Below are 25,812 nucleotides of genomic sequence, written 5' to 3'. Positions count from 1 at the left end.
ATCAGTCGGTCGAAGCCAGATGAGCGGGTGTGGGATAACCGATGAGGCCGGGCAGCGTCAGCAACGCAGCGAACCAGGCCTTGCCGTAGTAGCGCTCCACCGCGATGCGATAGAGCGAATAGCGATTGTTGGCCGGCTCCAGATTGGTGCCGCTGATGTAGCTGCAGGCCAGGTCGAAGCCAGCATCGCGCGTCACCTCGATCACCTGCTGGTCAAACGCACGGTTGCTGCCCACGGGATAGGACATGAGCAGCGCCATCGGGCCGAGTTCGCGCAGCAGGGCGTTGCGGGAATCGAACACTTCGCGCTCCAGGTCTTCGCGCGGCAGCTTGGACAGCATCCAGTGGTTCACGCCGTGCGAGCCGATCTCCAGGCCGGCCGCGCGCATCTCGCGCAGCTGGTCCCAGTTCATGGGCCGGCAATCGGCGGGATAGGCATGATCGGACGGCATGTTCCACGCGCTTTCCAGGCGGCGGATCATGGCGGCCTGCTCGAGCGCGCTGATCTCCTTCATGTGGTCCAGCACGCTGGTGGCCAGCGCGCGACGCTCGGCGCGCGAGGCTGGCATGGGCACGTCCATGTTCAACTCGGGCAACACAAGACGCTCCGCGTTGGTCAGCAGGATCATGTGCACCAGCCAGTCGTAGGCGTACGGGCGCCCGCTGTCGATATGGCCGGTCGAAATGAAGAAGGTGGCCGGCACACCCAGCTCCTTGAGGATCGGGAAGACGATGCGGTAGTTGTCGTCGTAGCCGTCGTCGAAGGTGATCACCACCGCGTCCGGCGGCAGCGCCTGGCCGGCGTTGATCGCAGCGGCGACATCGGTGAGGCGCATGGGCAGATAGCGTTCCTTCACCAGCAGCATCTGTTCGCGGAATTCCTCCGGCGTGGTGCTGATCAGCTCCATGTCGAACGGATAGTGATCCGGGTCCGGCACCGGCATCACGCGGTGATAGGCCAGGATGCGCAGATCCTTCTGCCACCACGCGCGCATCTTCTGCAGCGGGCTGAGCAGGCCGGTGTTGTAGCAAAGCTCGCCCAAGCGTTCGCGGATGCCGGGGCCCTTCGCTTCGTTCGATGTCGGGCTCACCATAAGTGCTCACCTCGGCTCCGGGCGTAGGCGATGGAAGCCTGCGCGGCATAAAGATTGAGATAGAAGAACGCCACCACCAGCTGCACCGGCAACCAGCGTCCCGCGTGCGGGCGTGCCCGCTCGATCGGCACCAGCCCGATGCACAACAGCAGCAACACGAGCAAGGCGCCATAGGCCATGTGGTGGCGTGCGAGATAGGCCGTCGACAGCAGCAGCGAAAGGAAGAGCCAGGGCGCCAGCAGGCGCAAGAGCTTGTGGCTCATGAACCGGAACCACAGCGGATTGCGTGCCGGGGAAAGCAGCCACGGCGCCACGTCCATCAGTTGGAAACAGCCCACCATGGCGCGCATGCGGCGAGGTTGTTCGTCGAGGGGTACCTGAGCGGTTTCGCCCCAAACGACGGCGCGCGGTTCGAACACCACGCGCCGGCCGGAGGCCGCGACATCCATGGGAATGAGCACGTCATCCAGCAGCGTATCGGGTGGCAGCGGCTTGAACAGTTCGCTGCGAACGGCATACAGCGCCGCGCACACGCCGATGGAAGAACCACAACGACTCTCCTGAAGCCGCAGGAACTTCTCGTAGTGCCAGTACCCATTCACGCCATGCGCGAAGGTGCTGCTCACGTTCTCCAGCTCCAGGCTGCCGCTCACGGCGCCCACGCGCGGGTCGCCGAGGTTGCCCACCAGTTCGCGCAGGGCGAGCGGCGAAAGCTTGTGCTGCACGTCGGTCATCAGCAGCACTTCGCCGCGCGCCGTGGCCACGGCGTCGTTGAGGCAAAGCGCCTTACCGCGCGACACGGGAAAATCCAGCACGCGCACGCGCGCATCGTGCGCATGGCGCACCAGGGCGGCGGTGCGATCGGTGCAACCGTCGCAGGCCACGATGATCTCGATGTACTCGGCCGGATAATCCAGCGCGCGCAGGTTCTTCAGTTTGGCGCGGATGTGTCGCACGCCATCGCGCACCACGATGATGATGGACACCGTGGGCAGGATGGGTTGCTTGCGTACCGGGCGGTGCATCACCTTGCTCCACAGCCACATGATCAGCGGATAGCCGACGAAGATGTAGAGCAGCAGCCAGAAGCTGACCCTGCACACCAGAATCGCTAGCGTCGTCATGTCGGTTCCCCTTGCACCGATATGGTCCTCTCACCGCCTGCCGAACAATTGCCGCAACCGCCCGCCCAGCGACGCCGTCTTGCCCGCCTCCGTCAAATCGCCTTCGGGCAGGGCGGCGGCCAGCGATGCGAGCGGACTCGTCGCGACGTCCAGCAGGTTGAGCTTCACGCCGATTTCCTTACGCACCTGCGTGACCATCTCGATGGCCAGCAGCGAATGGCCGCCGATGTCGAAGAAGTTGTCGCTGGCGCGCACGTCGTCCGTGCCCACCAACCGGCACCAAAGCTGGCCCAGGTAGCGTTCGCGCGGATCGTCGCTGGCACTCACGCCAGGCTCCGCATCCACTGGCGCGGCAACATTGAGCACGGGCGGTGGCAGCGCCTTGCGATCGGTCTTGCCGTTGGGCGTGCGCGGCAACGCGGCTAGGCGCACCAGGTGTTGCGGCTGCATGTAGGCAGGCAGGCGCGCGGCGAGTTGCGCGCGCAGCTTCGGCCACACGTGTTCTTCGTCGTCGCTGCACACGGCGTACAGCACCAGGCGGTCATCGTTAGGCGCCACTTCGCGCACTACCACCACGCAATCGAGCACGCTGGGTTCGGTGCGCGCCACGGCCTCGATCTCGCCGGGCTCGATGCGGTAACCGCGAAGCTTGACCTGGAAATCGATGCGGCCCAGATGCTCCAGCGTGCCGTTGGCCAGCCAGCGCGCACGATCGCCGGTGCGATAGAAGCGCGCGCCCGGAGCGAACGGATCCGCCGGAAAGCGTTCCGCCGTCAGTTCGTCGCGATGCAGATAGCCAAGCGCCACGCCATCGCCACCGATGCACAGCTCGCCCGGCACGCCGATGGGGCAGTGCTGGCCGTGCTCGTCCAGGATGTGGATGGTGGTGTTGGCAATCGGCGTGCCGATGGAAATGCCGCGCTCGGGATGCTCCACGCGCCAGCAGGTGGACCACACGGTGGTTTCCGTAGGGCCGTACATGTTCCACAGTTCGCAGCCGCGCGCGAGCAACTGCTGCGCCAGGTCGGCGGACAGCGGCTCGCCACCGCACAGCGCATGGAACCCATGCGGCGGCTGCCACGGCGTTTGCAGCAACAGGCGCCAGGTGACCGGCGTGGCCTGCATCATGGAGGCCGACTGCGTCGTCAGCAGTTGTTCCAGCGCATCGCCATCCGTCGCTTCTTCGCGCGTGGCGAGCAGGATTTCGCCGCCCACGCTGAGCGGGCCGAACAACTCCAGCACGGCGATGTCGAACGACAAGGTGGTGACTGCCAGCAGGCGATCATCCGCGCAAAGACCCGGACGCTGCGCCATGGCGGCAAGGAAGTTGACCACGGCATGATGCGGAATCGCCACGCCCTTGGGCCGGCCGGTGGAGCCGGAGGTGTAGATCACGTAGGCGACCGAGGTGCCATCGAAAGTCGCATCGCTGGTGAGTCGCGTGGTGGGCAATGCATCGAGTTCATCCGCGGCTTCGTCCAGCAGCAGGCGCGCGGTGCCTTCACTGTCGATGCGCGTCGTCAGCGCCGATTCGGTCACCAGTACGCTGAGGTTCGCATCCTGCGCCATGTACGAAAGACGATCGGCCGGGAACTCCGGATCGAGCGGCACGTAGCCCGCACCCGTCTTGAGCACGGCAAGCATGGTAGCCACCATGTCGATGTCGCGCGTGAGCGAGATGCCCACCAGCGCGCCACGCCCTGCACCGCGCGCACGCAGGGCATGCGCGATGCGATTGGCGCGTTCGTCGAGCTGGCGATAACTGAGCGTGACGTCGCGACAGCGGATGGATGCACGTTCCGGCGAACGATCGCACTGCTGCTCGAACAGAACATGCACAGGCACGTTGGGAACGTCCAGCTGCGTCTGGTTCCAATCGGCCAGCAAGGTGCTTTCATGCGCCGGAAGCAGATCCAGGCGAGCCACGCTGCGTGCCGGTTCGGCCAGCGCCGAGGCGAGCAGGGTTTCGTAGCAATCGCGGAAGCGCGCGGCCGTTTGCGCATCGAAAATATCGGTGTTGTAGGTAATGCCACCCAGCAGGCCGTGTTCCTGTTCCAGGAACCACAGGCCGATGTCGTCGGCAGCGCCGCGCTGGAACACCGGCAGGTGTTCGTGCGCCAGCTCGCCCCACGACACGATGCGGCGGCGCGCATCCTGGAAGGAGAACATCGCCTGCGAGATCGGCGGACGGCTTTCATCGCGCGCCAGCCCCAGTGAGAACACCAACTGCTCGAACGGCACGTCGGGATGCGCAAAGGCATCCAGCACCACCTGCCGTACCTCGCGCAGCACGTCGCGGAACGGCGAGTCAGGATTGATCTGCACGCGCAGCGGCAGCGCGTTCACGAACAGCCCCATGATGCCTTCGGTCTCGACGCGGTTGCGTCCGCGCACGGGCGTGCCCACGATCAGGTCGTGTTGTCCGCCAAGACGATGCAGCAGCACGTAGTAGGTGGCCAAGAGCACCATGAACGGTGTGGCTTGCTCGCGTTGCGCCAGCGCATGCACGGCGGCCACGCGATCGGCGGGAATGCGCACCCACTCGGTGGCGCCCGCGCCGGACATGCGTGCCGGCCGCGGACGATCGGCGGGGAGTTCCAGCGGTTCCAGTGCGCCATCGAGCGTCTTCATCCAGTGCGCCAGTTGCTCCTGCACGCTGTCGCTGCGCATCCAGTCGCGATGCCAGGCGGAGAAGTCGGCGTATTCCACGGCGAGCGAGGGCAGACCTTCACTGCCACCGGCACAGCGGGACACATAGGCGCGCGAGAGGTCTTCGTACAGCAGATCGAACGACCAGCCGTCCCACACGATGTGGTGGGCCATGAAATAGAACACGTGGTCGTTCTCGTCGATGCGGAACAGGCGCGCGCGATACAGCGGCGGCTGCGACAGGTCAAACGGTATCGCGATATCCGCGTCGAGCGCCTGGCGAATCGCATCCAGGCGCGCGTCGGCGGGAAGATCGGAGAGATCTTCCAAGGGAAGCGCCGGAAGCAGGCCGGCATGGATGCGCTGTACGCCGCCGTTGTCGCCTGTCTCGATCGAGGTGCGCAGTGCCGGCTGGCGTTGCACCACATCGCGCAAGGCCTCGCGGAACGCGTCCACGTTCATGGGCCCGCGCAGGCGGTGTGCCGATGGCGTGTTGTACACCACGCGTCCCGGGTGCAGTTGCTCCATGTACCAAAGGCGCTGCTGCATCGACGACAGCGGCGCCACGCTGCGATCGGCCAGTCGTGGAATATCGATGGCTGCGGCGGCATGCTCGGGCACGCGATGGCTGTCGATGGTGTCGGCCAGGCCTTCGATGGTCGGTGCATCGAACAGCGTGCGGAACGAGAGCGCGATGCCGAACTCGCGGTTCAGCCGCGCGGTGAGCTGCGCGGCGAGCAGCGAGTGGCCGCCCAGCGCGAAGAAGTTGTCGCGTACGTCGAGATCGGGCAATGCGAGCACGGTTTCCATCGCGGCGGCCACGCGGCGTTCCGTGTCCGTTTGCGGAGCACGGCGGTCGCGCCGAGTTTCGGCGGTGGGCTGTGCGGGCGCGGGCAGCGACTTGCGGTCGATCTTGCCGTTCGGCAGCAATGGAATGGCAGCCATCGCCACGAAGTGCTGTGGAATCATGTAGTCGGGCAGGCGCTGGCGCAGGCGCGGACACAGATCCACGGTGTCCAGGTCTACGCCTTCGGCGGGCACCACATAGGCGACCAGTCGCACGTCGCCGGGGCGATCCTCGCGCGCCATCACCACGGCGCGCGCCACTTCCGGCAGATCCGCGAGCGCGGTTTCGATTTCGCCCAGTTCGATGCGATAGCCGCGAATCTTCACCTGGAAATCGAGGCGGCCCAGGTGTTCCAGTTCGCCCTTGGCGAGCCAGCGGCCGCGATCGCCGGTGCGATACATCTTCGCCTGCGCCTCGCCGCTGAAGGGATCGGGCAGGAAGCGTTCGGCATTGAGTTCGGGGCGGTTGAGATAACCCAGCGTGACGCCATCGCCGCCAATGTAGATTTCGCCGGGCATACCGAGCGGACAGGGCGCGCCATGTTCATCGAGCACGTGAACGGTGGTGTTGGCGATGGGCCGGCCGATGGTGATGCCGGCGCGCGGATGCTGCACGCGCCACAGCGTGGACCACACGGTGGTTTCGGTGGGGCCATAGGCATTCCACACTTCGCCGCAACGCGCGAGCAAAGCCTCGGCCAGGTCCAGCGGCAACGGTTCACCACCGGCAATCGCCTTGAAGCCGCGGGAGCCTTCCCAGCCCGACTCCAGCAGCACGCGCCAACCGGCGGGCGTGGCCTGCATCATCGTCGCGTGGTGGCGTTCCACCAGCTGGCGCAGGGCCGTGCCGTCGCGCACGTCGTCGGCGTTGGCCAGCACGATGGCCGCGCCCACGCTGAGCGGGAGCATCAGTTCGAGGAAGGCGATATCGAACGACAGCGTGGTGACCGCGACAAGGCGATCATCCTCGCGGATGCCCGGTTCGCGCTGCATGCTGCTGATGAAATTGGAGGTCGCGCGATGCGGCACGCGCACGCCCTTGGGCTTGCCCGTGGAACCGGATGTGTAGATCACATAGGCGATGGAATCAGGCGTGGCAGAGCGTTCGTCGCGCGGCAGGCGCGCGTCGCTGGTGGCATCGATGAGCGCGGCATCGCGCTGCAGGGACAGCACCTGCGAGGCGGGAAACTCGAAGAATTCAGACGCCTCGTCATCCACGATGAGTGCGGCAAGCGCGGCATCCTGCGCCATGAAGGCGAGGCGTTCGGCGGGAAAGCTAGGGTCCAGCGGTACATAGCCCGCGCCGGATTTCAGCACGGCCAGCAAGGCGGCCATCATGTCGCTGCTGCGCGCCACGGACAGGCCGACCAGGTTGCCCTCGCCCACGCCACGTTCGCGCAGCACGCGCGCGATGCGATTGGCGCGAGCATCGAGCTGCCCGTAGGTGAGTGGTGCGTCGCTGGCCATGGCGATGCGCGCAGGCGCGCGATCCACCTGCTTCTCGAAGTACTCGTGCGCGAGCTGCAGCGCGGGGTAGGCCGTGCGCATCGGCTGCAGCGCCATCAAGCTCGCCTGCGCCGAAGGGGACACCAGTCCCAGCGTGTTGCCGGCGGCTTCGGGGCTGCCCACGGCCTGGCGCAACAGCGTGGCATACGCATCCAGCCACGACTGCACCGTGGCCGGTTCGAACAGGTCGCGGTTGTACTGGCATTCCAGGCGAATGCCGTTGGGCAACTGCACGGCGTTGACGAACAGCTCGAAGTTCTCGAACACGCGCGGATTGCCGGCGAATTCGAACGACAAGCCTGGGAAGCTCACGGTGCGCTCGTCCAGCGCCTGGTCGAGGTTGAACAGCACGCTGGCCAGCGGCAGGCGTGCGGGGTCGCGCGGCAGCGCCAGGCGTGCCAGCAGGCTGCCGAGCGTGTACTGCGCGTGATCGAAGGCGTCGAGCAGATCGCCACGCACCTGCTTGAGGCTGTCGGCGAACGGCGCGTTGGTGTCCATCATCACGCGCAAGGGCAGCACGTTGACGCAGTGGCCCACGAGGTCATGATGACCGCCTGCGGCCTGGCCGGCAGAGGGAATGCCGATCACGACATCGTCCTGCCCGGTGAGTCGCTGCAGCAGCAGGCCGAACGCGGCGAGCAAGGTGGCGTAGAGACTGGCACCGCGTTGCGCGCCCACGCGCTTCACGTCGGCGATGAGTGAAGCATCCAGCAGCAAGTCCTCGCGCAGCGATTGAAAACTGCGCTGGCGAGGGCGCGGATGATCGGTGGGCAGGTCGAGCGAGGGCGTTGCGTTGGCGAAACGATTCAGCCAATACGCTTCGGATGCCTTGCCTTCCGCACTCTGCGCATGTTCGGCTTCGGCCAATGCATATTCGGCGAAGGTGTCGGCGGGCGGCAGGTCCTGGCCCTGGCCGATCTGCTGCGCATACAGCGCGGCGAGATCGCGCACGATCACGCCGAACGACCAGCCATCGCACACGATGTGGTGCGCGGTGAACACCAGCAGGTGTTCCTGCGACGAGATGCGCAGCAGTTCGGCGCGTACCAGCGGGCCGGTGTCGAGGTTGAACGGTTCGCTCACCACGCGCACGAGCGTTGCTTCGATCTCGGCCTGTTGTTCGTCGGGTCCCAGCCACGACAGTTCGCGCAGCGGGCAGGGAAGATCCTGCTGCGCGGCGATGCACAGTTCGCTGCCGTCATTGGCGAAGGTGGCGCGCAACGCTTCATGCCGCTCCATCAGCTGCTGCAGCGCGGTCTGCAGTGCGTCGACATTGAGTTCGCCATGCAGGCGCAGCGAAACGGATTCGTTGTAGGCAAGCGAGGCTTCCGGCTCCAGCGTGGAAGCCAGCCACACCTCGCGCTGCGGTGCGGTGGCCGGTGCAACGCGTGCCAGCACCGCACCGGCAAACGGGTCGTAGTCGACCGCGATGGCGTCGGCATCCGGCAACTGGGACGGATCATTCGGGTTCATGCGTTCACCCTCATGAACTTGCCCGGCACGTCGGGATTGGGCACGAACCACGCCGGGTTGCCGTCCAGGTCCTTGCCAAGCCTTGCGCCCACCACCGGCGGCCGATTGGCATCGATAGCCAGCGCTTCCACCTTCTTGTTGCGCGGCAGGAATTCGGCTTCCTGCATTTCCAGCACGGATTCCTTGTACGCCTTGGCCACGGCCTGGAAATCCTGCTCGCTGTGCGCGGTGGTGAAGAAGCAGGGGAAGTTGTCCAGCATGTGGATGCCGCGGCTGCGGATCATGGCGAACAGCAGGTCCTGCAGCGGATGGTCTTCGGTGAAGTTGGTCTTCCACACCGAGGCGAAGTGCACCAACTGGATAGGAGCGCCCACGCTGGCGCAGAATGCGTTGAGTTCGTCCATCAGCAGGCTGGTGCGTGCGTTGAGGCGCTCCTGCAGCGCGGGGCCGTTCTGCTTGAGGTGATTGAGCACCGCATGCGCCGCGGCGAGCGCCAGCGGATGGCGCACGAAGGTGCCCGCGAAATAAGTGACACCCACAGTCGGGATGGAGGCGTCGCCGTACTGCCAGCCACCGCCGTCCAGTGCGTCCATGTACTGGCGCTTGCCGGCGATCACGCCGATGGGGAAGCCGCCGCCCACTACCTTGCCGTACGAGGCGAGGTCGGCGTCGATGCCGAGCACGTGCTGCGCGCCGCGCGGATGCGAGCGGAAGCCGGTGACCACTTCGTCGAAGATCAGCAGCGCGCCGGCATCGGCGGTGATGGCGCGCAGTTCCTTGAGGAAGTCGCGCGGCTGGAAATCGGGACGGCGGCTCTGCACCGGCTCCACCAGCACGGCGGCGATGGTCGATGCACGCTCGCGGATGATCTGCAGCGTCTCGGGCGTGCCGTATTCCAGCACCAGCACGTTTTCCGAGGTGTTGCGCAGGATGCCCGGAGCCGCTGGCACCGAGCGCAGCTTCTTGGTGCCGCGCACGATCACTTCGTCGAAGATGCCGTGGTACGAACCGGTGAAGATCACCAGCGTGTCGCGTCCCGTGACGGTGCGCGCGATGCGCACGGTGCCCATCACCGCTTCCGAACCCGTATTGCACAGCGCGGCGCGGTCGAAGCCGGTGAGCTCGCAGACCTGCTCGGCCACTTCGCCGGCCAGCGGATGCTGCGGGCCGATTTCATAGCCCGCATCGAGCTGGCGACGCACCGCGTCGAGCACGAAGTCCGGCTGCCAGCCGAACAGGTTCATGCCGAAGCCGTTGAGGATGTCGACGTATTCGTTGCCATCCAGGTCCCACACCTTGGAACCCTTGGAGCGGTTCACCACCACCTGGTAGATCATTTCCTTGAGCAGCGGACGGAAGCCGTTCACCACGCGCGGATCGGCCAGGTGCTTGCGGTGACGCTGCGTGTATTCCTTGGATGCGCGCGTGCGATCGATGTAACGGCGCATGAAGGCTTCGAGTCGCGCGTGCTGGCGATCGCTCAGTTCCGTCTGGTTGTTGTGGATGCGCGCAATGGCGCCGAAGGCCTTCTTGACGTCATAGGTGGTGTGCGCCAGCGCAGCTTCCTCGTCTTGCGTCTGCGGTTGGTTCGGCGCCGCCTGTGCCGTGACGGTGGCAGGTGCGGCGGGTGCGGCAGCTTGCACGGGCGTTGCAGCCACAGGTGCTACGGCTGCGGCGACGGCAGGCGCGGCGGCGAGGCTTGCACCGGCGAGCAGCGCGAGTTGTTGCTGCATGATCTGCATCTGTTGCTGGATCAGGTCCTGCACGACGTTGCCGGTCGCAGCCATCTGCATGACCGGCGCGACGATGGCGGCGGGAGCCACGGTCGCGCCGGTTGCAGCGGGAGGGACGGGTGCGGCCGGCGCGGAGGCATCCGGCGGAAGCATCTGGTCGATATGCATGGCGAGGCGCTCGAAGGAGGAGAACGACTCCATCAGTTCGCGGAAGGTGATCTTCAGCGCGAAGGTCTTCTGCAACTGCAGCGCGACCTGCGTGAGGGACAGCGAATCCAGGCCCAGCTCGACAAAGCCGGCGCTTGGATCGACGCCTTGCAATTCCGTGCCCGAGACGTCTTCGAACAGCTCGGTGAGCTGGGCGAGCAGGCGGGTTTGACGGGCGGAACCGGCATTGGCGCCGGAGACGTTGACATCCATGGTGGGCTCCACGACGGGTGCAGGCGAAGGGGTGAACAACGGAACGACGTTGTCGGCGATGGCGGCGGGAGCGATGGCGGCAGGTGCAGCGGCCTCGACCCAATAGCGTTTGCGTTCGAACGGATAGGTGGGCAGGCGCACGCGGCGACGATTCGCGCGGCGATCCAGTGCGCACACGGCCACCGGCAAACCGGCGCACCACAGCTCGCCCATGGCCGCGACCCACGCGCCGCGCTCCACCGGTTCGCCGTCCGCGATGCTGGAAACCACATGATGCTTGCGGCTTTGCGCATGCTGGCGCGCGAGCGTAGTCAGCGCATTGCGCGGGCCGACTTCGAGGAATACGCGCGGCTGTTCGCCAAGTTGGCTAAGCAAGGCCGGCGAGAAACGCACGGTGCCGCGCAGGTGGCTGGTCCAGTAATCGGGCGAGGTGGCTTCGGTATCGCGCAGCGGCTCGCCGGTGAGTGTGGAGATGATGGCGATGCTCGGCGCCGACAGCGCCACGCGCATCACTTCGGCGCGGAACGGTTCGAGCACCGGGTCCATCATGGAGGAGTGGAAGGCATGGGAGGTCTGCAGCACGCGGCAGGCCACGCCATCGGCCTCCAGTTGCAGGCGGAACGCATCAATTCGTGTGGAGTCGCCGCTGACCACGCTGGCATTCGGGCTGTTTTCCGCCGCGAGCTGCAGGCCATCGGGCAGGCGAGCGCGCACCGCATCGGCGGCCAGTCGCACCGACAGCATCGAACCGGCGGGCATGGACTGCATCAGGCGGCCGCGACGCGCGATCAGGCGCGCACCATCATCAAGACTCATCACGCCGGCGATCACGGCCGCGACGAACTCGCCCACGCTGTGGCCGATCATGGCGGCAGGAACGATATCCATCGAGAGCCACAGTTTCGCCAATGCGTATTCCATGGCGAAGGTGGCCGGTTGGGTCAGCGAGGTTTCCCGCAGCGCCGCCGCATCGCTGTCGAACATGCGCTCGCGCAGGTCGAAGCCCAGTTCGCCCCGCAACGCCTCGGCGCAATCGTCGAGAGCGGCGCGGAAGGCCGGCTCGCTTTCGTACAAGGCCTTGCCCATACCCGCGTACTGCGAGCCCTGGCCCGGGAACAGGAACACGACTTCCGGCGCGGGCTTGGCCGACTCGCGCACGTTGGATGACGAGAACTCGCGCAAGCGTGCGACGGCTTCGTCGGTGCTCGCCGCCACCACGCATGCGCGATGGTTGAACGCCTTGCGCCCATGCAGCAGCGTGCTGCCGACATCGGCGAGGTTGATCTGGGGATTCGCGGCGAGATGATCGGCGAGCCTGGCCGCGTACGTCGTGACGGCGGCGGGCGTGCGGCCGGAGAGGAACAGCAGCTGCGGGCCTTCGGCGGCATCCGAGGGCGGCATGTCCGGCGCCTGTTCGAGGATCACATGCGCATTGGTGCCGCCCACGCCGAACGAACTCACGCCGGCGCGTAATGGCTGCTCGCTTTGCGGCCACGGGCGCAGCGTGTCGTTGACGACGAAGGGCGAGTTCGCGAAGTCGATCTTCGGATTGGTGGCCTGCACGTGCAGCGACGGCGGCAGCACGCGTTCGTGCAGCGACAGTGCGGTCTTGATCACGCCGGTGGCGCCCGCAGCGATCACGGTGTGGCCGATATTGCTCTTCACCGAACCGATGGCGCAGTAGCCGCAGTCGTCGGTGTGCTGGCGATAGGCGGTGGTGAGCCCTTCGATCTCGATGGGATCGCCCAGCGGCGTGGCGGTGCCATGGGCTTCCACGTAGGAAATGGAACGCGCGTCGACGCCGGCATCGGCCAGGGCCATGGTGATCACCGCCGCCTGGCCTTCGGTACTCGGCGCAGTGAAGCTGGCCTTGCCGCCGCCGTCGTTGTTGATGCCGATGCCGCGGATGAGCGCGAGCACGTTGTCGCCATCGCGTTGCGCATCCGACCAGCGCTTGAGCAGCACCACGGCGGCGCCATCACTGAACACGGTGCCTTGCGCGTTCGCGTCGAAGGTGCGCGTGTGGCCGTCGGGCGACAGCATCGAGCCTTCCTGCGCGATGTAGCCGCTGCGCGGCGGGCAGGTGACCGAGACGCCGCCGGCAATCGCCATCTCGCATTGCCCGGCGCGCAGCGCGGCCACGGCCTGGCAAATGGCGACGAGCGAGGTGGAACACGCCGAGCTCACGTTCACCGCCGGGCCGGTGAGGTTGAGCTTGTGCGCCACGCGCGTGGCGAAGAAATCCTTCTCGTTGGCCAGCGACACCAGGAACGCGCCCAGTTTCTCGATGAGATCGGGGCGATGCGTCAGGTGATGCTGGAAGTAGGTGGCGTGGTACATGCCGCCAAACACGCCGACCGGTGCTTCGTGGCGGTCCGGCGTGTAGCCGCCGCGTTCCAGGCACTCCCAGCATAGCTCCAGGAAGATGCGTTGCTGCGGGTCCATCAGTTCGGCTTCGCGCGGGGAGATGCCGAAGAACGCCGCGTCGAAATCCTCCACGCCATCGATGATGCCGCGCGCAGCCACGTAGTCGGGATCGTTGCGCAGCGAGGCAGGAACGGATGCGTCCAGTTCCTCGGCGGCGAAGTGCGTGATGGTGTCGCGCCCTTCGCAGAGGTTGGCCCAGAACGCTTCCACGTCCGCAGCGCCGGGGAAGCGGCCCGCTGCCGCGATGATGGCCACGGGTTCGCCCGCATCGCCTTGGCGGCCACGCGCGATGCGCGAAGACAAGGCCGACTTGGCGCCGCGTCCTTCGATCAGCGATGCCAATGCAGCAGGCGTGGGTTCGGCGAAGAAGGCGGGAATCGTCGGCGTGGTCGACACCGTGGCGTGCACGCGTTCCATCAGGCGCACGGCGAGCAGCGAGTTGCCGCCGAGGTCGAAGAAGTGGTCGACGCGGCCGACCTGGTCGATCTCCAGCACGTCGGAGAACAGCGCGCACAGTTGTTGTTCGAGTTGGCCGGACGGCGGCACGTAGTTGTCTGCCAGCTCCGGACGGCCGCGGCCCGGTGCGGGTAGGGCGCGTCGATCGAGCTTGCCGTTGGTGGTGACGGGCAGGCTGTCCATGCGCACATAGGCCACCGGGACCATGTAGTCGGGCAGTGTCTGCGCCAACTGGGCGCGCAGTGCGCGAGCCGTCACCGCAGCGTCTTCGGCCACGAAATAGGCCACGAGCCGCTTCTGTCCGGGCTGGTCTTCCCGCGCCAGCACGGCGCTGGCGCGTACGCCCGGCAACGCCTGTAGTGCGGCTTCGATTTCGCCGATTTCGATGCGGTAGCCGCGGATCTTCACCTGGCCGTCGATGCGGCCGATGAAATCGATCACGCCTTCCGGCAGCCAACGCACGAGATCACCGGTGCGATAGAGGCGATGGTCATTGCCGGCGAACGGATCGGGAACGAAGCGCGCCGCGGTGAGTTCCTCGCGCGCCATGTAGCCGCGCGCCACGCCCGCGCCACCGATGTACAGCTCGCCGATCACGCCCGGCGGCACCGGTTCGCCGCGTGCGTTGACCACATAGAGCGTGGTGTCGGCGATCGGGCGGCCGATGGGAATGGAGCGCAGCGATGCATCCAACGCAGGCGGGATGCGGAAGGTGGTGGCGAACGTGGTGCATTCGGTGGGGCCGTAGCCGTTGATCAGCGTGGTCCCAGGCAACAGCGCCTGCGCCTTGCGCACGTGCGCGACGGACAGCGCCTCGCCACCGGTGAGTAATTGCTCAAGGCCGCGCAGATGACTGCCGTCCTCGTCGATGATGGCGTTGAACAGCGCGGCGGTGAGCCACGCGATGCGCGCATCGTGGTGGCGGATGGTGGCGGCGAGACCCGCGCCGCTGGGCACGCGTTCGCCATGCACGATGCAGGTGCCGGCGTTGAGCAGCGCACCCCAGATTTCGAACGTGGCCGCATCGAAACCCAGCGGCGCGGCGTGCAGCACGCGCGGGCTGTCGCCGAAGTCCACGTAGCGCACGTCGCGCACCAGCCGGATGATGGATCGGTGGCGAATTTCCACGCCCTTCGGTGTGCCGGTGGAACCGGAGGTGTACATCACGTACGCCAGTGCCTGGCCATCCACCGCGGGAAGTTCGGCATCACCCGCCGTGCGCATCAGCGCGCCGATATCCAAGACCGGAGCGGCGATGTCTTCAGGCGGCGCCATGCCGTCGCCGACGATGATGGCGGCGGCCTGCGCATCCTTGAGCACGAACGCCAGGCGTTCTGCGGGATTGGTGCGATCCAGCGGCAGATAGGCTGCACCTGCCTTGAGAATGCCGAGGATGGCGACGATGGCGTCGGGCGAACGATCCAGCAGCAGGCCGACCGTGCTGCCCTGCGTCACGCCGACGCGAATGAGGCCCACGGCAACGCGACGGCTGCTGGCGTCGAGCTCGGCATAGCTGAGCTTTCCAAGCGGACCATCGAGCGCGATGGCTGCCGGACATTTGGCGGCGACGCTGGCGAACAGGCCGTGCACGGTGTCGCCGGCATGGCGCGGCATCGCCGTGTCGTTCCAGGTATGAAGCAGGCGCGTGCGGGTTTCCTCGTCCAGCACGCTGACGGATTCGAGCGCGTCGTCGTGCGCCAGCGCATGCAGCACGTGCGACAGGGCGTGGGCGAGGGTGAGCAGCATCGACTCGTCGAACACGGCGGTGTCGTAGTCGAGTGCGAGATGCGAGCCCTCCGCGGAGAGCGACCAGCGCAGCGGCAAGGCGACCGGTGCATCGTCGATCCAGGCGCCGATGGCGCTGGCTGCCTCCTCGTCCGCCGATGCGGGCGTGGCGTGCGTGAGCAGCCATGCGTCCACCGTGCCTTCGTCCGGCACCTTGTGGAAGATGTTGCCCGATGCGGTGGCGAGCACCATTTCCTCGCGGCCGGTGAAGCGGGATTCCAGCATGGCTAGTGCGGCGCGACGCAGCACCGATGGCGCGACGCCCAGGCGTTCCGCGCGTGCGTCGATGGCGCGCACCACGCTGGCATCGATGGCCATTTCCAGCCGTTGCATCGATCCCGTGACCGGCGCCGGCGTCTGGCGAACCAGCACGTCGAGCAGCGACAGCTCAGTGCCGCTCGGTGACGTTTGCGCGATGTTGTGTTGAGTCATGGGCATTCACCTGCACGCGACGTGTGGTCGCGCGATCAATCAACCGGCGATGGCATAGGCCGCGCCATCCGTATAGGGCTGCTTGCCGAGCGAGCGACGCAGCCATTCGCGCGAGTCGATGGCGGTGCGGAAACCCGCGTGCAACAGGAAATCGAGCAGGGCGTTCTGCCCCACCGCAGGTGGATGCATGCCCCATCCGCGCATGCGCTCGTGCGCTGCGTGCAGCAGGCTGTCGCGGCGCGTGGCGTGCGTGTAGTAGGTGAAGCTGATGGTGACGGAGGCGTTGTCGCCGTTCTCCACCATGTGCGGGCTGGTGGAGGGCATGTACGCGCCCTGGCCCGGTTCGAGATGGAACACGGTGGCGCGTGCGCGCAGGCTTTCGTCCCAGTGCAGGCGGTCGCGTTCGTGGCAGGCGTGGAAGCGGTCGCGCGCTTCTTCGCTGGCGGCGACGGTGTCGCGGTGGTCCCACACGTAGATGGTCTTGCGACCGCTCACCTGCAGGATGAAGTTGTGTTCCTTGTCGAAATGGAACGGCGTGACGGTGTTCGGCGAGGTGATGAAGATCCAGCCGCCGCGATAGCACATGCCCGGGTCCACGCGGTCGACGCCTGGCTTCACGTCGTCGAGCACGTCGTCGACGAGGGTGCGATAGGTGTCATCCGTCTGCACGTTCAACAGCGACATCCACGCCTTGGCCTGCTCGATCTGCTGCAGCGTGCTCGCGGCCGTCATGTGGTTGGGGTGCAGTTTGGGCGCGGTGTTGAACGGCGTGCCCGGCGTGGCGTCGCTGCTGTGCGTGCGCACGCGGCCGCGCGATTCCAGGCGCTTGCTCAGTTCCACCAGCGAAGGAAGTTGCAGCAGCGGGTGATCCATCAGGCGGTGACGCACCGCTTGGATACGCCATGGATCAAAGGTGCCCCAGTCCACCTCAATCAGCCGGTCGGCATCGGCGCTCATGGTTTTCTCCCCCTGAACAAGCGTGGTTCGCGTGGCAGCGACGTCTCATCCATCCGGTGGCCGACGATCGCTGTTTCTGCAGCGCGGACCGTAAGCCGATCCGATCATGTCTCGATGTCGTTCCCCCGGGCCGTGTTCCGACGTGTTGTCATGCAACTGCGGTGATACATCGGAACGCGCTTAGTCTCCGTCGCAGGCGTTTTTGTGTGAATACGCCCTAAGCAGCAGGGGAACGCAACGAATTGCGTTGCACAGGCCCGACCGGAATAGGCTGTTAGGGATAGCCACGGCGCGATGCAGCGACACTGCATGCCTGGGCAACAGAAGGCACGGCGATGGTTGCGTCGCAAAGTGATACACACCTGTTACAGGTGCGGCTGTTGCGATGGTGTCAGGGTGCCTGGAAGGCGAACAGCCAGAGGATCGCGCCCTGCGCTGGCGAACCGTTCCAGGTGACGGAATAGGTGCCGGCCTTGTCCACCTGTTTGATGGCCACGGCGCATTGCACGCCGCTGTTGGGCGGCAGGTGCAGATAGCTGTCGATCACCTTGAAGCCGTCGCCAGGCACGGCGCTCATGTTGTAGATGTACGCCTCACCCAGCCACACCGCCACGAGCGTGGCCGGGCCGGTGGTGGTGACGGTGCCGCTGGTAAGCAGCGTGCTGGTGGTGTCGCTGCCGCCCATCATGCCTTGCCAGGCACGCGACAGCTTGTTGGCGGCGCGTGCCGTCACGCCGGGCGTGGGGTAGTTCTGCGCCACGTCCTGCAGCTTGCCGGCATGCGCAATTTCGATGAATGGAATGGTGATTTCGCCATTTGGCGAACCGGCCTTGAGCACCTGCACGGTGTGACGCTTGCCACCGTGGGCGCCGATGGCGATATAGGCACGCGCGTTGAAGCGGCCGTCGTAGCCGTTATAGGTGACCGGATCGCCCACGCGTTTCCACGTGTTGCCGTAGCTGTCGGTAGGCTCGGCGTCGTTGTCCGCATGGCCGGCCACCAGCACCAGCAGCGAACTGCCGTTGTCCTGCGTATGGATGCCGGAGGTGACGGCGGGCGAGCTGCCATCTCCCTCGGACTGGTTGAGCATGGTGTGTGCGCCAAGCGTAGGCGGGGTCTGCATGGGCGGCACCCCATCGTCGATGGCGGCGGATGCGCTGGCGGGCAGGGCCATCGCAAGCAACAGGGCGAGCAAGCTCCGGCGTGCGCGGGGCGAACGAACGGATAACAAGGAGAAACCGGCGTGCATGCGTGCATTCTCCTGTCGCAATAGGTCGATATTGTGATTAGGCATATGTCGTGTCAAGCTCGGATAGCCGTTGAATGGACGGCCAAACGGTGTAGCAAGGCGATGGACGAGATCCACGTGCCAGCCTTGTTTTCAAGCGGTTCGACGCCATGGTTTGGGGGACGGTGGTGACGCACGAGACCGATTTCCTCGACCTGTACCGGCGTCTCGGCCTGAATCCTGGCTGTGGGCTGGACGAACTCAAGCAGGCGTATCGGCGTCACGTTGCCGCGCTTCATCCCGATCGCCAGCAGGGACGTCCCGTCGACGCACGCGCGGCATCGCGCCTGCAACGGCTCAATGCGCAGTACGGGGCGGCCATGGAGTTTCACCGGCGTTACGGGCGCTTGCCCGGTGCAGCGCAAACCGCTTCGCCTGGTGCAAACGCGGGTGGCCGTGACCTGTCCGGCACGGTGCGCGAGATGCCCGATCCTTTTGCTGCACGCCGCGGTGCGCCGTTCTCCGCGTCGGCAGGACATGAACCTTCGCACGTTGCGCATCGTCCGCACGCTCGCGTTGCCGTGCTGTTGGTGATCGTGGCGTTGGGTGCGCTGGGTTGGGCCATGCATACGGCGTCGCTGACGTCGTCCAGCGGCATGGCGGATGACGACACGCCCATTCAGGCGGGTGCGGGCAGCGTGTCGCATGAGGGCGTTGTCGAAGGCGTGGTGCTGCACGTGGGCATGTCGGCCGACGACGTGCGTGCGCTCGAAGGCGAGCCGCTGGTCATGCATGGCGATCTCTGGGAATACGGCCCATCGTGGATTCGCTTCGATCATGAGGAAGTGGTGGAGTGGCACAGTTCACCGCTGCATCCCCTGCATACCGAAGCACATGCCGTGGCCGACCCCGCGCGATAACGCGAGACCGCACTGGTCGCCAGGCGGCTGCCACAAAGGGATCTGTTGGTAGGCCAGATCGCATCGTGCGCTTCCACCACCCGGCGGCCAGTGCGGTCAATGACGTTCAGCGCGCCCCACGGCCGAACAGCACCACTTCCACAGTCTGGATAAGGATGAGCAGATCCAGCAGCAGGTTGTGGTTCTTTACGTAGAACAGGTCGTACTTCAGTTTTTCCGCGGCTTCTTCCACCGTGGCGCCATACGGATAGCTCAGCTGCGCCCAGCCGGCGAGGCCGGGCTTCAGGCAATGGCGAAGGCTGTAGTAGCGAATCTGCGTGGCCAGGTCCGCCACGAACTGCGGGCGTTCCGGGCGCGGGCCGACGATGCTCATGTCGCCCTTCAACACGTTCCACAGTTGCGGCAGTTCATCGACGCGCAGCTTGCGGCTGATGCGTCCCACGCGGGTGACGCGATCATCGTTCTTGGCGGCCCAGCGAGCGATGCCATCGCGCTCGGCATCGGTGCGCATGCTGCGGAATTTCAGCAACAGGAAGGTGCGGCCGTGCGCGCCCACGCGTTCCTGGCGATAGAGGATGGGCTGGCCAACGCCGGATTCGATCATGATGGCCAGCGCTTCGAGCAGCATCAGCGGCCAGCACAGAATCAGGAGCAATGCCGCGGCGCCCAGGTCGAAGCAGCGCTTGCTCAACTGGCGCAGCGGCGTGGCGTTGAAGCCTCCGGAGAACACCAGCCACGACGGGTCGAGAATGGTGAGCTGCAGGCGGCCGGATTCGCGTTCGAAGAACGAGGTAAGGTCGGTGATGGTGATGCCCATCTGGCGGCATTCGAGCAGGTCATCCATCGGCATGTGGCCGCGGCGGTCGTCCACGCCCACTACCACTTCGTCGATCTGTTGGCGCTGCACCAGTACGTGCAGGGGCAGGTTGGTACGAATGAGGTGATCTTCCGGTACGGCCACCGTTTCGTCGATGCGCGGCACGTAACCGACCACGCAGAAGCCGCGGCGATCGGTGCGGCGACGCATCTGGTTGTGGATCTGCGCGGCGCGATGGCCTGCGCCGAGGATCAGCACGCGACGCTTCAGCGCTTCGACTTCCACCAGCTGCAGGAACAGCAGGCGAATCCCAAGCACGAGGATGAAGCCCAGCAGCAGGGCGATGGCCAGCACGCCGCGGCCGACATAGGCCTGCGGCACCACGTAATAGCCGATCGCCAGCAGGATGCCGCCCAGCACAAAGGCGACGACCTGACGAGCAACCAGCCCGAACCGCGTCATGCGGATATGCGCCTGGTACTGGCCGAGCGCGATCATGCCGATCACGATGATCGAGGCAAACACCATCGAGCGCTCGGGCAGGTGTACGGTGAACTCGGCGAGTTCGTCCGCGTTGTGCGCGTAGCGAATATAGGTGGCAAGCGTCAGCGACATGGCCAGCAACATCAGCTCGCAGATGCCGAGCAGGGCTAGCCAACGCATCGATTGCCGGCGCAGAAAACGAAGCATCCGATCCCCCTACTTCCCCGAGTGTGGCCACGGTCCTGTGGCGCAATGAGGCTATCGCGGCGCGTTCGCGCATGTCGATGCAACTTACGGCGGACCGACGGCACAGCCTGTTCGGCTGTCTCAGGGGTGTTACAAGTCGATGTGCATGCGCATCCTTGCATGCGCGACGGCGCGCAAGCACGTCGCGTCAGACGTGATGCAGCGAATGCCCTTTGATGTCTTGCGCTACCGCCAGCGCACCCAGCCAGCCGACTGGCATAGCCAGAGTGGCAAGGCGACAGGCCGTTGCGCCCGCCGTGTTGACGGGAGGCTCAATGGCGACGTCGATGTTTGCATCGATGGTGGACGGTGCCACCCGCAGGCCGACGCCAAAGGCCTTGAGCAAGGCCTCCTTGCGCGTCCACAGTTCGAGCAAGAAGCGCGTACGCGCCTCGCCATCCAGCGTTGCCATGGCCTGCGCTTCCGCGGCGGAGCAGAGCACGCTGGCAATGTCCTGCAGGTTCGTGCGCGGTGGAAAGCCTTCGATGTCCACGCCTACGGCCGCACCCCGGGCAATCGCCACGGCCACCATGGTGCCGCTGTGGCTGAGGCTGGTGGCGAAGCCGGTGCCGGGAAGCTGCGGCTGTCCATCGGGTGCGCGCGACAACACCACCAGCGCCGGGTCGATGTTCATGGCGATGCCGAGCGCGACGCGCCAGAACGCGTGCGCGATGGTGTAGGTGTCATGGTCGAGCGCATGGCGAAAGCGCGCCGCGCGCGCTGCTTCGTGCGGCGAAAGCAGGCTGGCCGCATCGCTGCGCAATGGCCACCAGGGCGCGCTGTCGAACACGATCACGCGTGCTTCGTCGGCGGTCGGTGGCGCAAAGCCGCAGGCGCGCAGCGATGCCGCCACGCGGTGCGTAAAACGGGAAAAGGTTGCCTTGTGGAGCATGGCCGCTTGCATTCCGTTGTCTCGTCGGCAGGGTTAGAGGAAGCCGGCCATCAGCAGTCCGCGCAGTTCGTCGGCGAGCCTGAGGCTGAGGGCCACGATGGTGAAGGTGGGAAACGCCCAGCCTCCCGTGGGAAAGACCGAACTGCCTGCGATGTGCAGGTTGGCCATGCCGTGCACGCGGCAGTCGCGGTCGACCACGCCTTGGGCAGGATCGTCGGACATGCGCGTCGTACCCATGTGATGCGCCGTGCCGTGGACCTCGGGCCTGGTGCCGCTTTCATCGGCCAGCCACTCGGCCAGTTCGAATTGGCCGTTGCACGATCGCGCCAGCTCGTTGCCGAACAGCGTGGCCGAGGTGCGATAGGTGTGACGGTCCAGCGGCGTGAGCTGCCAGTCGACACGGACCATGCGCTGGCCGAGCGCATCGGTTTCATCGCCGAGCGTGATGCGGCTGTCGGGATTGGGCGCCTGTTCGAAATAACCCACCAGTTCGACGTGGCTGTTGCTCACGGTGGGACGGTCGGTGAGTTTGTAGACCATCGCCTTGGCGATGTCGCCGATGCCCAGGCCGAGCTTCAACGCCGTGAGGCCGATGCTGTTGGGTACCGCGATCGCTTCGCCCGCAGGCGCGTTGCGTAGCGCCTCGGAGAGCCGGGCCTCCAGCAGGGCGTTTTCGTCCCGCACGGTCTTGCGCATGACGGTGCGCAGTTCACGCAGGGCTCGGATGCCGCGAGGAAGCGGCCCCTCCACGCCGAACGGATGCACGCGGCCATTCAACACGCGTTGCGAGCGCTGGTAGTCAGGCGACAGCGCAATCTCCGGAAACGACTGCGGCGCGTTCTTGCCACGCACGCGTTCATAGGGACGCGTGACGCGCTCGGGATCGTCGGTGGTCAGCGTGCCGATGGTGCCGCTGGGGTGATCCATGAAGTAACGGCCGACCATGTCGCGCTGGTTGCCCAGTCCCTGCGGGATCACCGAGTTGGAGAGCAACAGCAGGCGCGCGTTCTCGATGCCGCCGGAAGCCAGCACGTACTGGCGGGCGCGCACCTTGCTGCGGTGTCCGCCGAGCGAGCCGATCACCGCTTCCTGCACGTGCGCGCCATCGGGCGAGGGCATGAGTTCCAGCAGGTTCGCGTGCAGCAGCACGGTGATGTTCGGCGCGCGATCCAGGATGTCGCGATAGGCTTCGCCAAACAGGATGCCGCAGCGCGCGAACAACTGGTTCACCAGCTTGTCATCGTCGAAGGGCAGCACCGGCCGCGCGGTGGGCGCGGTGAAGCTGCCTTCGGTGAAGCCGATATCACCCAGCTGGCAGAACGAACGGGCGCGTGCGTAGTAGGGCTCCAGTTCCTCGTAGTCGATAGGCCAGCCGCTGTGCGGCACCCAGTCGCGCTGCTTGAAATCGTCGCTGCTTAGCGGAATGCAGCCGCCGCCCCACAGGTTGCAACTGCCGCCGAACACGCGCATGCGCGACGTGCCCGGATCGAATTCCATCTGGCCGGCCGAGCTGCCTTCGTACAACGCCTGGCTGCGCTGCTCGCCGCTCAGGCCGCCGCTTTCGAGCAGGCAGACGCGCACGGACGTGCCGATGAAACTGTGAGCAATGGCGATGCCCGCGGCGCCGGCGCCGACGATACACAGATCGGCTTCCACATCCGCGGGATGCGCACCACTCAAGTAGTCGATGATCACACCAACCCCCTTCGGGATCCACGTTCTTCACAACGGTGTTATTCGTGGATCAGGTCCGTGGCGCAACGCGCAGTCGCTCCGGACTGGTGGTGGCCTTAGTCGATCACACGCGGTAGTACTCCCGGTACCAGCGTACAAAGTTGGCTACCCCGGTTTCTACCGACACCTGCGGCCTATAGCCAACGGTCTGTATCAGGTCCGTTACATCGGCTTCGGTGTCGGGAACATCGCCCGGCTGCAGCGGCAGCATCTCCATGATGGCCTTGCGGCCGAGGCACGATTCGAGCACTTCGATGTATTGCAGCAACTCCACGGGACGTTCGTTGCCGATGTTGAACAGGCGATAGGGCGCCACGCCGCTGGTTGCAGGATCGGGTTGGTTGCTGTCCCAGCGTTCGTCGATGGGCGGCACCTTGTCGAGCGTGCGGATGACGCCTTCGACGATGTCGTCCACGTAGGTGAAGCTGCGCTTGTGCTTGCCATGGTTGAACACGCGGATCGGTTCGCCGGCGAGGATGGCGCGCGTGAAAAGAAACAGCGCCATGTCCGGGCGGCCCCACGGACCGTACACGGTGAAAAAGCGCAGGCCCGTGCTGGGAATGCCGTACAGGTGCGCATAGCTGTGCGCCATCTGCTCGTTCGCCTTCTTGGTGGCGGCGTAGAGCGTGAGCGGATGCTCGGCAGACTTGTGTTCGGAGAACGGCATCGACGTGTTGGCGCCGTACACCGAGCTGGTGGAGGCGAACACGAGATGCTCCACGCCGTGGTGGCGGCAACCCTCCAGGATATGCAGGAATCCGGTGACGTTGCTGCTGGTGTAGACGTGCGGGTTCTGGGCGGCGTAACGCACGCCGGCCTGCGCGGCGAGATGGACGACGCGTTGCGGCCGGTGTTCGGCAAACGTTCTCTCCATCGCCGCGCGATCGGCCAGGTCGGCGTGGATGTGCGTGTAGCCGGGCTTGTCGGCGAAGCGCGCGAGGCGCGCCTTCTTCAGCGTGACGTCGTAGTAGTCGTTGAGGTTGTCCAGGCCCACCACTTCGTCGCCGCGTTCCAGCAGACGCTGGGCCACGTGGGAGCCGATGAAACCCGCAGTACCTGTAACCAGCACTTTCATGACACTTGTTCCTTAGAGACGACCGTCGACCGCTTCGCGCGGAAGGACATATTTCACGTCATAGACTACCGACGAGGGCTTGCCGAACGCGCGGATGCCCGTGGCGCCCAGCGTCGTGAACTGACGATGGCCTACAGCAATGATTACCGCGTCATAGTCGCCGTTATTCGGCGTGTCGATAGGCTTCAATGCATATTCGTGCTCGGCCTCGGCCACGTTGACCCAGGGGTCGTGCACATCGACCTCGGCGTTGTAGCCACGCAGCGCATGCACGATGTCGACCACGCGCGTGTTGCGCAGGTCGGGGCAGTTTTCCTTGAAGGCCAGGCCGAGCACCAGGATGCGCGCGCGCACCGGGTTGATGCCCTTGCGCACCATCAGGCGGATGACTTCGCTGGCCACGTACGGGCCCATGCTGTCGTTGGTGCGACGACCGGCGAGGATCACGTCCGGATGGTGGCCCACTTCCTGCGCCTTGTGCGTCAGGTAGTAGGGGTCGACGCTGATGCAGTGGCCACCTACCAGCCCCGGCCGGAACGGCAGGAAGTTCCACTTGGTGCCAGCGGCCTGCAGCACTTCCAGGGTATCGATGCCGAGCTTGTTGAACAGGATGGACAAGTCGTTGACCAGTGCGATGTTGAGGTCGCGCTGGGTGTTCTCGATGACTTTCGCCGCTTCGGCCACTTTCAGCGAACTGGCCTTGTGCGTGCCGGCGGTGATGATCGAGCCGTACAGGCGGTCCACGAAATCGGCGGTGTCCGGCGTGGAACCCGAGGTGACCTTGAGAATGCTGGTGACGCGGTGCTGCCTGTCGCCCGGGTTGATGCGCTCGGGGCTGTAGCCCGCGAAGAAGTCGCGGTTGAACACCAAGCCTGAGCCTTTCTCCAGCAGCGGCACGCACACTTCCTCGGTGCAGCCGGGATACACCGTGGATTCGTACACCACGATGTCGCCGCGCTTGAGCACCTTGGCCAGCGTTTCGCTCGCGCGGATGAGCGGCGTGAGGTCGGGGCGCTTGGCCGAGTCGATGGGCGTGGGCACCGTGACGATGTACACGTTGCGGTCGGCCAGGTCCGCCAGCTGCGAGCTGAAGCGCAGCCGCTTGGCTTCGGCCAACTCGTCGCTGTTCACTTCCAGCGTGTGGTCCACGCCGGTGCTCAACTCGTCGATGCGACGCTGGTTGATGTCGAAGCCGACGGCGTCGTAGTGCTTGCCGAATTCCACGGCCAGGGGCAGGCCGACGTAGCCGAGTCCAATGATGGCGAGCTTGGTGTCTTCCAGATTTTGCATGCCGTTCTTCCGCTGTCCGTGGGCGAGGCGTGGATTCGACTCGCAGGGTATCCGATGGATCACCTGTTGGAGAACGAAACGTGCAGCCCCTGTTGATGCATGCGCGCGGCGATTCGCGTGAATCGGTTGAACCGTTGCAGCGGGCAAAAGGCTAGCAGGGTCGCCCTGGTTTTCCGCTAGGCCAGAGGATGCTTATCGGATGGCGTAGGTAGCGATGTGACCGGGC

The 25,812-nt window shown here is 65.7% G+C and carries 12 protein-coding genes; 1 reads left to right on the top strand and 11 read right to left on the bottom strand.

The genetic code is table 11. From position 1 onward, the window contains the following. Nucleotide 1: 1 nt before the first annotated feature. From ABIC75_RS03095 to ABIC75_RS03070, 6 genes are all read right to left on the bottom strand, one after another. Entirely contained in the window at nucleotides 2-1,093 is a 1,092-nt protein-coding gene (locus tag ABIC75_RS03095; RefSeq protein ID WP_354012389.1) for a polysaccharide deacetylase family protein, read from the bottom strand. Continuing rightward, a complete protein-coding gene (locus ABIC75_RS03090; RefSeq protein ID WP_354012388.1) occupies nucleotides 1,087-2,217 on the bottom strand; it encodes a glycosyltransferase family 2 protein in 1,131 nt (376 codons plus the stop codon). The genes ABIC75_RS03095 and ABIC75_RS03090 overlap by 7 nt, the downstream gene beginning before the upstream one ends. Nucleotides 2,218-2,247: 30 nt before the next feature. Next, nucleotides 2,248-8,691 (bottom strand): amino acid adenylation domain-containing protein, encoded by a 6,444-nt coding sequence (locus tag ABIC75_RS03085; RefSeq protein ID WP_354012387.1) that lies wholly within the window; start codon nucleotides 8,689-8,691, stop codon nucleotides 2,248-2,250. Then, nucleotides 8,688-15,944: an amino acid adenylation domain-containing protein gene (locus ABIC75_RS03080; RefSeq protein ID WP_354012386.1), complete on the bottom strand. Its 7,257-nt coding sequence runs from the start codon at nucleotides 15,942-15,944 to the stop codon at nucleotides 8,688-8,690. Before ABIC75_RS03080 ends, ABIC75_RS03085 begins: the two co-directional genes overlap by 4 nt. A 39-nt stretch (nucleotides 15,945-15,983) precedes the next feature. Next, entirely contained in the window at nucleotides 15,984-16,901 is a 918-nt protein-coding gene (locus ABIC75_RS03075) for a lysine-specific demethylase (protein WP_354012385.1), read from the bottom strand. Nucleotides 16,902-17,292: 391 nt separating this feature from the next. Further along, on the bottom strand, nucleotides 17,293-18,024 hold the full coding sequence (locus ABIC75_RS03070) for a hypothetical protein (RefSeq protein ID WP_354012384.1): 732 nt from the start codon (nucleotides 18,022-18,024) through the stop codon (nucleotides 17,293-17,295). A 275-nt stretch (nucleotides 18,025-18,299) separates the two neighbouring features. Between ABIC75_RS03070 and ABIC75_RS03065 the strand changes: the two genes are divergently transcribed. Further along, on the top strand, nucleotides 18,300-19,049 hold the full coding sequence (locus ABIC75_RS03065; protein WP_354012383.1) for a J domain-containing protein: 750 nt from the start codon (nucleotides 18,300-18,302) through the stop codon (nucleotides 19,047-19,049). 106 nt (nucleotides 19,050-19,155) lie between these two features. On the opposite strand, the gene ABIC75_RS03060 is transcribed toward ABIC75_RS03065, so the two are convergent. The 5 genes from ABIC75_RS03060 to tviB all read right to left on the bottom strand — a co-directional run bounded on the left by ABIC75_RS03060 (nucleotide 19,156) and on the right by tviB (nucleotide 25,586). Continuing rightward, the gene (locus ABIC75_RS03060; protein ID WP_354012382.1) at nucleotides 19,156-20,556 is read right to left on the bottom strand and encodes a TIGR03013 family XrtA/PEP-CTERM system glycosyltransferase; all 1,401 of its coding nucleotides are present in this window, start codon (nucleotides 20,554-20,556) and stop codon (nucleotides 19,156-19,158) included. Nucleotides 20,557-20,743: 187 nt separating this feature from the next. Further along, a complete protein-coding gene (locus ABIC75_RS03055) occupies nucleotides 20,744-21,487 on the bottom strand; it encodes a 4'-phosphopantetheinyl transferase family protein (protein ID WP_354012381.1) in 744 nt (247 codons plus the stop codon). A 33-nt stretch (nucleotides 21,488-21,520) separates the two neighbouring features. Further along, nucleotides 21,521-23,182, bottom strand: coding sequence for a GMC oxidoreductase (locus ABIC75_RS03050; protein WP_354012380.1), 1,662 nt, complete (start codon nucleotides 23,180-23,182; stop codon nucleotides 21,521-21,523). 103 nt (nucleotides 23,183-23,285) lie between these two features. Continuing rightward, nucleotides 23,286-24,296 (bottom strand): NAD-dependent epimerase, encoded by a 1,011-nt coding sequence (locus tag ABIC75_RS03045; RefSeq protein WP_354012379.1) that lies wholly within the window; start codon nucleotides 24,294-24,296, stop codon nucleotides 23,286-23,288. Between the two features lie 12 nt (nucleotides 24,297-24,308). Then, nucleotides 24,309-25,586 carry a Vi polysaccharide biosynthesis UDP-N-acetylglucosamine C-6 dehydrogenase TviB gene (tviB, locus tag ABIC75_RS03040; RefSeq protein ID WP_354012378.1) on the bottom strand — a complete coding sequence of 426 codons (1,278 nt, stop codon included), beginning with the start codon at nucleotides 25,584-25,586 and terminating at the stop codon, nucleotides 24,309-24,311. Nucleotides 25,587-25,812 lie beyond the last annotated feature (226 nt).

The sequence above is a fragment of the Dyella japonica genome (assembly GCF_040545895.1).
Lineage (GTDB): Bacteria > Pseudomonadota > Gammaproteobacteria > Xanthomonadales > Rhodanobacteraceae > Dyella > Dyella japonica_D.
The sequence above is the reverse complement of the archived record's forward strand: the minus strand, read 5'-3'. Positions and strand labels throughout refer to the sequence as shown.